The sequence below is a fragment of the Methylobacterium frigidaeris genome (genome assembly GCF_022179185.1).
Lineage (GTDB): Bacteria > Pseudomonadota > Alphaproteobacteria > Rhizobiales > Beijerinckiaceae > Methylobacterium > Methylobacterium frigidaeris.
The window spans coordinates 1-401 of record NZ_BPQJ01000150.1 but is presented as its reverse complement, the minus strand read 5'-3'; the positions used below and the strand labels follow the sequence as shown (position 1 = coordinate 401).

1 protein-coding gene is annotated in these 401 nt (G+C 70.1%); it reads left to right on the top strand.

Annotated features, from left to right (window positions below):
* Positions 1-204 (top strand): DUF4113 domain-containing protein (locus MFF64_RS36630; RefSeq protein WP_238193938.1); only part of this gene is annotated, 204 nt, incomplete at its 5' end.
* Positions 205-401: the final 197 nt, after the last annotated feature.

The following is a 401-nucleotide window of genomic DNA, read 5'->3' as shown; positions in this document are numbered from 1 at the left end:
CTCTTCGATGCGCTCGACCGCGAGAAGTCCGGTGCGCTGATGGCGGCGATGGACGTTTGCAACAGCCGGTTCGGGCGCGGCGCCGTAATGCCGGCGCGGGCGGGACTCGTCGAGAAGCGCACTTGGTCGACGAAGTTCGAGATGCGCTCGCGCCGGTTCACGACGCGGTTGAGCGAGGTGCCGAACGTGTCCGCAGTGCAGTGATCACGGGCCACGCCTTTGCCGTAAATGCCGAGGCAATCAGGCCGCCCGCACGGTGTCGAGGAAGCTCGCCACCTCGGCCGAGAGGTACTCGGACTGGCGCGACAGCTCGCTCGCGGCCCCCAGAACCTGGCTCGCCGCCGCGCCCGTCTCCTCCGCGGCACCCGCCACCCCGGCGATGTTGCCGGTGACCTCGCCGG